Consider the following 1,882-nt stretch of genomic DNA (forward strand, 5'->3'; position numbering starts at 1 on the left):
GGGTCATCGGCCGTGTCATGTCCGCCCTCCTCCAGCAATCCAGCCGCGAAGAGCGCAAGCTCGCCGCCCGCGTGGGCGAGATCGTCGTGAGCGACACCGTCGCCCCCGCCGACATGGCCAGCATGGCCGGCCAGGGCATGCTCGGCGTCATCGCCAGCGCAGGCAGCATCTACTCGCATAGCGCCATTCTCGCGCGCAGCTTCAACCTGCCGATGCTGGTCGGCACCAAGGACGCGCTGGCGACGATCAACGACGACGACCTCGTCCTGATCGACGCCGAGCACGGCGAAGTCATCGTGCATCCGACCGCGCAGGACCTCGCCCGCTATCGCCAGTGGCAGCGTCAGGCCGCGGCAGAAGGCCGCCGCCTGGCTGCACTCGCCTCGGCTCCGACACTGACAAAAGATGGCGCCCACGTGCGCCTCTACGCCAATGCCGAGCTGATCGGCGACATCACGCTGGCCCGCGCCCGTGGCGCGGACGGCGTCGGCCTGTACCGCTCTGAGTTCCTGTTCCTGCGCCAGCGCGGCCTGCCCTCGGAAGAGGAGCAGTTCATCGCCTACCGCGACGTCGTCCTCGGCATGGGCGGCTTGCCGGTCACCATTCGCACGCTCGACCTTGGCGCCGATAAGGCCGACGCGGCTGGCCTCGCCATTCGCGGGGAAGACAACCCCGCCCTCGGCGTGCGCGGCGTTCGTCTGTCGCTGCGTTACCCCGACATTTTCAGCGTGCAGCTGCGCGCGATCCTGCGTGCGGCCTGCTATGGCCCGGTGCGCATTCTCGTCCCGATGATTACCCATCTGGGCGAGATGACGGATGTGCGGCGCCTCATCAAGAAGGCGCGCGAAGATCTCGCACGTGAGGGGCAGGAGTTGCCTGAGCGCCTGGATGTAGGCGCGATGATTGAGGTACCGGCGGCTGCGATCGGCGTGACGTCGATTCTCGAGAAGGCCGACTTCCTCGCCATCGGCACCAATGACCTTGCCCAGTATGTGCTCGCGGCCGACCGTAACAACGATGCGCTGGAAGGCATCTACGATCCGCTGCAACCGGCGTTTCTGCGGCTAATTGCGCACGTAATCGCTAGTGCGCGGCGGGCGAAGAAGCCGGTCAGCCTGTGCGGGGAAATTGCCGGCGATACACAGTTCACGGCACTGCTCCTGGCCATGGGCCTGGAAGAATTCAGCATGCACCCGGGGCAGTTGCTCCAGGTGCGTGACCGCCTCACCACGCTGGACTGCCGCGCGCTGCGTCGTGCGGCACCGCGGTTGTTCCGTGCACATTCGCGGGACGAAGTGGAGGCGCGATTGCTCGAGGTTGTCTCTCTCCAGGACAACTGCGCGTAACCCTGCTTGCGTGTGCTTCCTGTGGGAGCCGCTTCAGCGGCGATGCTCTAGCGAAAAGGAAAGCCGCTACGCGGCTCATGCCCCCAGCGGCTTACGCCGCCTCACGCTCGTGCTACGTGAGAGTCGCGGTCGGGTTGGCCCTTGGGGCCGCGGCGCGGCACTTCGTGACGGGCCGTAGCTCCTCTTTCGCTTTCCCTGTGGACTGAGCGGCCCTCAGCTTAGGCGTCCCCAAGGACCAACCCGACCGCGACACCAAACCTCRAGGTTGCGTGAGACAAAAGCTCAACGCCGCTGCGTCACTCTGTACCGTTCAGCTGCTGCACCTCGCCCCTGTAGGAGCCGCTTCAGCGGCGAACCCTCAGCCTGTCGCGCGTGCGAATGGGGCCGCACCTGCCTACGCTCGACCCATCAATGCGGCCCCAACACCTCATCCGCAGCGGAACGTCTCTCCCACGTAAGCCGCGCATGCGCCTCCGCCGCACAATGCGCGCCCATCTGCGTAAGCGCGGCGACCGCATCGAGTGACAACGCCATGC

General features: G+C 66.4%; 1 protein-coding gene. It reads left to right on the top strand.

What is annotated here, in order from left to right:
- A partial coding sequence (gene ptsP, locus AC1DT2_RS22215; RefSeq protein WP_477298783.1) for a phosphoenolpyruvate--protein phosphotransferase occupies window positions 1-1,346 on the top strand: 1,346 nt, incomplete at its 5' end.
- Between the last annotated feature and the right edge of the window lie 536 nt (window positions 1,347-1,882).

It is taken from the genome of Luteibacter sp. P4_E6 (assembly GCF_056401535.1).